Origin of the sequence: Streptomyces sp., assembly GCF_036566765.1 — a bacterium.
Classification (GTDB): domain Bacteria; phylum Actinomycetota; class Actinomycetes; order Streptomycetales; family Streptomycetaceae; genus Streptomyces.
On sequence record NZ_DATCVQ010000406.1, the window covers coordinates 1 to 6,481 of the forward strand.

Here is a 6,481-nt window from a genome sequence, read left to right on the forward strand (position 1 = left end):
ACCCGGGCGCCGATCAGGACGGTCGTGCCCCGCTCGGCGAGTCGTCCGGCGGCGGCACGGCCGATCCCCCTGCTCTGTTCGCCCGGGTGACCAAGAAGGGCCGACACCCCTCCGCCGCCACGTCATGTGCATGCTCCTTCGCCACCCGCCCGGCCCACCGTCCGCACCTGCTGACTCTGCCCGCGTCCTCGATGAAGGCGGCGATGAGGGACTGCCAGGCGGCCCGCAACCAGCCACGGACCGTGCCCTCAGCCAAGCCCGGACGGGCGGCGACCTGGGGCGGTGGCCCATGCCCAGAGCGGCTATGACCCCACGGCGCCAGGGCCGAGGAACACAGCGGACATGCCAGTTGGCCGACCCGCAGCTGTCGCTCGACCAGCAGCGCGTCCGAGTCCACGATCAGCACCGACAGCCTCCGTGGTCAAACTGGGCTCGGCTCCGAGCACGGACGAAGTATCGCCAGCCTGCCCCAACATCAAAGGATCATGTGGCTCACGACGAAGTCGCGTGCAGGTGCCATATATCCGGTCCAGGGCACTCAGATCGCCTGTCGGTCCTGATCGGTAGAGTCCCGATGATCGCCGGCACTCTCGGAGGCACTTCGCCTTGCTGACCTATGACGACCTGGTCGAATGGGCGGGTGCAGAGCACGTCACGCGGGCGGACCCCGACGCCGTCGCGGGATGGAAGATCCCGGAGGATCAGAAGCAGCACCTTGTCCACGTGGGTGTCCCGATGGCGTACGCCCTCATCGAAGCCGCAGCCTTGCAGCGCGAGTCAAACCCCCAACTGCTGACCCAGGTCGGGAAGCCGCTCTATCGGCTCACCGAGAACCGCAACGCAGACCTGGAGCCTGGTCTGATCTGGTCATTCGGCGTCGAGCCCGAGACGGGCACGGTCTACTTCGTGCAGCCCGATGGCGAGGCCTGCTTCGCGAACTCATCCATCGACCTGTGGCTCCAGTGCCTGCACCACTACGGCCGGCACCTGAGCCAGTCGGAAGTCCTCGACGACCCCAAGGATCGCGACGACGAAGCAGTGGCCGAACTCGACCAGATCGCCAACCGGCTCAAGGAAATCGACCCACCCGCCTTCGGCGGGTACAACGGCGTCCTCTGGGCGGAGTTCCTCGACAGGTGGCTTTGGTAGGCAGGATCACCTCGACCACCCGGTCGTGTTCACGGTGTCGTCGCACACGAAGAGGCAGCCCGGCCTCAGGCGAAGTCATGCTCCGTGTGCAACGAGGGTGTCGCCGTCACCCCGCTGGCTCTGTACACGAGAACCGGTTCTGGCTCGCTTTCCGTGACGCATGCACGTTGAGTGATCTTCGCCGGGAGACCAGTGGGACCGAAGGGGGCCTCAGGTGCAGACGATGGGGCAGCCGCGTCGGATTGAGTGCTGTGCAGCGCGCAGGAACAGTGCGACGTAGAAGGCTGTGTCCAGGTCCTTGGTCCACGGTCCTGTTCGAGTAGCGGCCAGTTCCTTTGCTTGGTGCCTGAACCACGTGCTGAGGTCGAGGTTGTCGCATGTTGCCGGGGTTTCGGCTGGCAGATCGATGGCTGCCGCCAGCTTCTCGGCGAGCGGTAGTACCTGAGGAGCGCCGGCGACCATGGAGTCGTGGTCGTCGGACTCGATGGGCAACCAGATCTCCTCATCGAGCGAGAAGGGCACGAGCACGGTCCAGCCGCAGAGGATCTCCGATTCCTCTCGTGACAGGTGCGTCTGACACAAGGTGAGGAACCCGGTCATGTCGGGGGTCAGCTTCTCCTCGAAAGCTTGTCCTGAGCCAGGCGCGAAGGCCGTCTCTGCGGGGACGTCCTCGTAGGGCGGCAGGCCCCGCCGCCTGAGTTCAGCATCGAGTGCCGAAGCAACTTCACCCCATCCGTCCTCCTCGTCACCGAACCATTCCTCCGCGCCGACGCTCACCGGGTAAACACCCATGTGGGGGAAGCTATCGCGCGCATCTGACATCGATCACTGAGCCAACAGGACTCGCTTGCGGAGCAGTGCGAAGCCAGCCCGGCCGAACATCTGGCGCTTGAGCATCTTGATCCGGTTGACGTGTCCCTCAACGACGCCGGAGCTCCAGGGCAGGGTGAGTCCGGCGATGACCGCGTCGCGGTCTCGGTCGATGCCGGCCGCGAGAGTGTGGAGGCTAGGCAGGGCGTCCTGACGGATGGCGTCGAGCCACTGCGGCAGCCGTTCGCCCTGGCGCTCGGTGAGCATCTGGGCGAAAGACCGGACGTGACCGGTCAGGGCATCGAGTTCGGGGCAGTTGGCCAGGATGGCCTTGAGCCGGAGCTGTTCGATCTGAGTCAGCGTCTCGGGCCGGGTGAGGATCCATCTCGTCACCACGCGGGGTGCCGGCGGTTCCCGGTGACCGGCCGTGGCGAGGTGTGCTTCTCTCGCAGGTAGGCGCTGACCCGGCCGTACCTGCCGCGATAGCCCAAGGGAACGATCTCCTCCCAGAGCTTCCAGGTGTTGGTGCAGCCCTCGTCCCAGCGTTCGTCCAGGTAGGGCTTGTACTCGTCGAGGACGGAGGTCCTGTTGTGCTGCCACTGGCCTCGTAAGAGGTCTTCTGGCTTGGCAGCGTCGGCGAGGCTTTGACAGTGCGGTGGGTTATCTGGAGCTGACGCGCGATGGAACGGCGGCTGTGGCCGGCTTCCAGCAGCGCGTGGACCGTGGCGTGCCTGGCTCGGACGCGGTTGGCGAACCGCTCGCTCCGCCATGGAGGGTCCGCCCTCTCCTCGGCGGCGCCGGTTCATCGGCCTTCCCCTCGGGATCGGGGACCAGGACGCGAAGGCACTGGCGGTGTTGGGCGACAGCCCGCTCAGCGGCCTCCCCGAGGTTGTGCCACAGATGCCAGCGGTCGGCGACCTGCGTCGCCTGGGGTGCCCCGGCTGTGGCTCCTTCCGCGCAGAACGGTGCGCGGTCCCGGCAGACGATCTCGATGCCGGGCCGCTTCGCGAGCCATGCGGCCAGGCTGGACGCCTCCCGGTCAGGCAGCAGATCCACCGGCCGGCGGGTCTCGACGTCGATGAGCACCGTGCCGTAGACCCTCCTTTACGTGTGGCGTACTCATTGACACCAACGACCCGCGGGGTCGGGACATCCGGTTCGGGCAAAGCTTCCAGCAGCCGCAACACCGTGCTGCGGCTGATGGGCACCCCGAAGGCCCGCGCCATCCGGGCGCCGGCCCGGCCGGCGAGGGCGAGACCCACCGCGGCGAGATCGGTGTCCCGGAAGTGCGCCGCACTGTCTTGCGGTCCATGCCCAAGCGGCGGGCGATCGCGCTGATCGTCCATCCTTTGTCCACCAGATCGAGGATGTCGGCGTGCCGGTGGAGGGTCCGCTCGACGATGGCGGTCTTCGGCAGTGCGGCCGGCTGATCCGGCACCCAGGTGTCAGGGACCGGCGCGTCAGGTTGAGCCCGCTCTTGGGCCTGTTTCCGCAGGCAGATGACCTCCGCTCCGGGATGGGCTTCCAGCCAGGCAAGGAAGGTTTCCGAGCTCCGGTCAGGCAGAACATCGAACGGCTTGCCCTGTTCCACGTCCACGAGCACCGTTCCGTAGGTGTGCCCCCGACGGAAGGCGAAGTCATCCACCCCCAGGACCCGCGGAGCCGGGGTCGGGACCACCGGTGCCGACAGCAGGCGGATGAGTAACGTCCGTCGGCCGGACAACGCCAGTCGTCGGCAGAGGCGTTCCCCCGGCCGGCCTCCGAGTTCCACGGCCACGAATCGCACCAGTTGACGCATGGCCACTGACGACTGGCCGTGTGGCCTCGTGAAACCGTCAACTTGCTCAACGAAGGTCTTCCGGAGACACGGCGATTCGTCACAGAGGAACCGCCTCACCCTCAGCCGCACAAGCACAGCCCGACCGCCGACAGGCCGATCAGCCAGCTGCCGCCAGTACCGGCTGTGAACCCGCCGCGCACCGTTGCCACAGTCCGGACAACGGCCAGGAGGGCCGGTGCCAACAGCGTCCACAAACAGAGTGCGGCCCGCAACATGCAGCCGCTGGATCCTCAGCTCGATCCCCGGAAACAGGACGTCTGACAGCTCACGGAACCCCATATAGAGAAGGTGTGCCGCGACGAAACGATCCGGCATGCCGCCCTAGAATCACGGTCCGAGGAACTGCTCGAGATGACCACTACCCCCTTCGCCCGTGGCCGAACTGGCCCAGCTATCTTCTTCATCGCTGGTCAACGCGATGTTCGAGCGAGGTGGGGTACGTGTCAGAACTTGACGAGTTGAAGTGCCTGTTGGGAGAGCCTGCGCCAAGGCCGCACTCGCCGAGCGACTGGGCTCAGGTTGAAAGCCACCTCGGCTCGTCGCTGCCGAGCGACTACAAGGCCTTCATGGACGCCTATGGCAGCGGCATCATCTCCGAAGAGCTCATGGTCTTCCACCCCCAAGGCTCGACCCCGCTCCTGCCGCGCATGCGCGAGATACACGAGCGCATCAGCCGGTCCCGCGAGCGGCGCCCGGACGACTTTCCTCATCCGTTCCACCCTGAGGAAAATGGTCTCATCTATTGGGGGTACGACTTCGGCGGGGATGAGCATTTCTTCATGCCGTGCAGCCCTGATCCGAACAGATGGAAGGTCGTCACAGCGGTGCATGGATCCAGCTGCGTGACCTTCGACGGCCCGTTCACCGCCTTCGTCCTCAACTTCGTCACGAATCTTCAGTTCATGGACGAAGCGGGCAACATCGGACCCGCGACACCCAGCTTCGAGTCCGCCTGACCCGGCGTCCACACCAACGAGCCGCAAGGGGCGTAGTCATCACGGAAGCGCGGGCACAGTCGTTTTCAAGGCTCTGACCGCGCTTCCGTGAAGAGCGTTGGTAGCAGCTCAGTGAGAGCGCCGGCGACGGTGATATGCGAACGTCAGGGCCAGCAGCAGGGGGCCCCACAAGGTGAACAGACCGCTGACCGTCATCGCCAGCACGTCCCAGCCCTCGGTGTACGGGAAGCCGTCAGCACCGCCCAGGCGGAAGGCCCCGAACACCCAGTGGACCATCAGGGCGCAGAGGAAGAGGCCGCCGATCGTCGCAGGGAGGATGACCGCGAAGGGCGGGATGCGTCTGCCGCCCAGTTTGGGGACCCAGGTGGGCACGACCTCTCCCCACCGGCGGACCAGGCCGAGGCTGAGCAGGGCGAATATCTCGGACAGAACGCTGAGTCCGACGACGTAGGGAATGTTCCACGGTGACGGGGGCAGGACCTCCCCGCCCATGCCGTAGCCGAAGGCGATGGGCAGACGCCACAGGCACACAGGCAGTGCGACCAAGGGCATCGCATGGGCTGCGGCAGCAGCCCACCGCGGAACGGGCCGTTCTGTCGCTATCGTGTTGTGCCGTGTGGGTTGTCATGCCTCGACCGTGTCTGGGCAACCCACGAGCCCGGATCAACTCCACGGACGATCCGCCTCCGCCCGAAGGGCGATGAGTGCGGTCCAGAAGTCCGACCCCGTCGCTGCCATCACCGACGTCATGGCCAGGTTTCACGGAACTGCGGTCAGAGCTGTTTCAGGAATCGCCATCACACCGGCCGGTGCACCGAAACCCTCCCGGCCAGGACCGGGACGTCCGCCCGGATCGAAGAATCGCGACCCCGCAGCCCTGCCACGACGTGGAACGTGTTCTCGCCACAGGCGCGGCATACAGCCGGCCTGCCCACCACAAGACGGGCTCAAAACCTCGCCGCGGCAGTTGAGCCACCACCCGAACTCATCGCTACGAACCCGACGATGTTGGATAGCGGCATGGTGAGACGCAAGAAGGAGAGGAAGAAGCGGCCTCCCTTCGGCATTCCGAAGGGGATCGTCCTGTTGGCGACGCCGGACGGCTGGCGCCACAGCGTCCTCACCGTGGAAGGCGGAATGCTCTGCGGGCGCCTGGACGTGCCGATCCACACTGATCCACAAGACGCGCGGGCCGCGGCGGCGGCAATGGTGGCGGGACTCGCGCGCGACTTCCACGGCACCGACGTCGAGGTGAACTGGGATCCACCCCAGGAGCCCTGGTCGTGGACCGCCCACGTCACCATCACCGTCGGAAACGAACCGGCCTCGCCGGACGCCGGAGTTTAAACGGCAAGGTCAGTGCCTGTTTGCGGGCCGCACATGACAGAAGCGAGTCCAGCTGCGGGGCGATCTCGGGTGCGGGATGCGGGCCGCACTCGTACCAGATCGCGGCGGCCGTGACCAAGTCTTGCAGCCTGGGCCCTGACGAGATACGTACCGCTGCCGCGACATCCAGGCCTGGGACTTGGGCGGGCCGAACGCCAGGTCGGATTCCCGCCAACGCCGACGATCACCGTCTCGTTTCATTGGATCAGCAACCAATGACGAGGAGAGCGCATGAAGGGCAAGGCGGTTCTGGTGACAGGTGGCAGCCGGGGCATCGGCGCGGCGATCGCACCGGCCATGGCCGATGCGGGAGCTGATGTGGCCATCACCTACACCGCCA

9 protein-coding genes are annotated in these 6,481 nt (G+C 66.3%); 4 read left to right on the top strand and 5 right to left on the bottom strand.

The window, feature by feature from the left end; all coding sequences use genetic code 11:
• The first annotated feature begins 606 nt into the window (after window positions 1–606).
• The gene (locus VIU94_RS23730) at window positions 607–1,149 is read left to right on the top strand and encodes an SUKH-4 family immunity protein (protein ID WP_331913894.1); all 543 of its coding nucleotides are present in this window, start codon (window positions 607–609) and stop codon (window positions 1,147–1,149) included.
• Between the two features lie 210 nt (window positions 1,150–1,359).
• On the opposite strand, the gene VIU94_RS23735 is transcribed toward VIU94_RS23730, so the two are convergent.
• From VIU94_RS23735 to VIU94_RS44770, 4 genes are read right to left on the bottom strand one after another with little or no spacing between them, the layout of a single operon-like run.
• A complete protein-coding gene (locus VIU94_RS23735) occupies window positions 1,360–1,941 on the bottom strand; it encodes a hypothetical protein (RefSeq protein ID WP_331913895.1) in 582 nt (193 codons plus the stop codon).
• A 33-nt stretch (window positions 1,942–1,974) separates the two neighbouring features.
• Complete coding sequence (locus VIU94_RS44765) at window positions 1,975–2,559, bottom strand: transposase (protein ID WP_414720996.1); 585 nt, start codon at window positions 2,557–2,559, stop codon at window positions 1,975–1,977.
• A gap of 60 nt (window positions 2,560–2,619) precedes the next feature.
• Entirely contained in the window at window positions 2,620–3,045 is a 426-nt protein-coding gene (locus VIU94_RS23745) for a transposase (RefSeq protein ID WP_331913897.1), read from the bottom strand.
• Window positions 2,999–4,114, bottom strand: coding sequence for a transposase family protein (locus VIU94_RS44770; RefSeq protein ID WP_414720997.1), 1,116 nt, complete (start codon window positions 4,112–4,114; stop codon window positions 2,999–3,001). The genes VIU94_RS23745 and VIU94_RS44770 overlap by 47 nt, the downstream gene beginning before the upstream one ends.
• 125 nt (window positions 4,115–4,239) lie before the next feature.
• Here VIU94_RS44770 and VIU94_RS23750 point away from each other — a divergent pair, with 125 nt between their 5' ends.
• A complete protein-coding gene (locus tag VIU94_RS23750) occupies window positions 4,240–4,755 on the top strand; it encodes an SMI1/KNR4 family protein (protein ID WP_331913898.1) in 516 nt (171 codons plus the stop codon).
• A 108-nt stretch (window positions 4,756–4,863) separates the two neighbouring features.
• On the opposite strand, the gene VIU94_RS23755 is transcribed toward VIU94_RS23750, so the two are convergent.
• On the bottom strand, window positions 4,864–5,307 hold the full coding sequence (locus tag VIU94_RS23755; protein ID WP_331913899.1) for a hypothetical protein: 444 nt from the start codon (window positions 5,305–5,307) through the stop codon (window positions 4,864–4,866).
• Between the two features lie 342 nt (window positions 5,308–5,649).
• Between VIU94_RS23755 and VIU94_RS23765 the strand changes: the two genes are divergently transcribed.
• Together VIU94_RS23765 and VIU94_RS23770 are read left to right on the top strand one after the other, a co-directional pair.
• Window positions 5,650–6,102: a hypothetical protein gene (locus VIU94_RS23765; protein WP_331913901.1), complete on the top strand. Its 453-nt coding sequence runs from the start codon at window positions 5,650–5,652 to the stop codon at window positions 6,100–6,102.
• A gap of 270 nt (window positions 6,103–6,372) precedes the next feature.
• Window positions 6,373–6,481, top strand: a 109-nt coding sequence (locus tag VIU94_RS23770) for an SDR family NAD(P)-dependent oxidoreductase (protein ID WP_331913900.1), incomplete at its 3' end; no start/stop codon positions are given.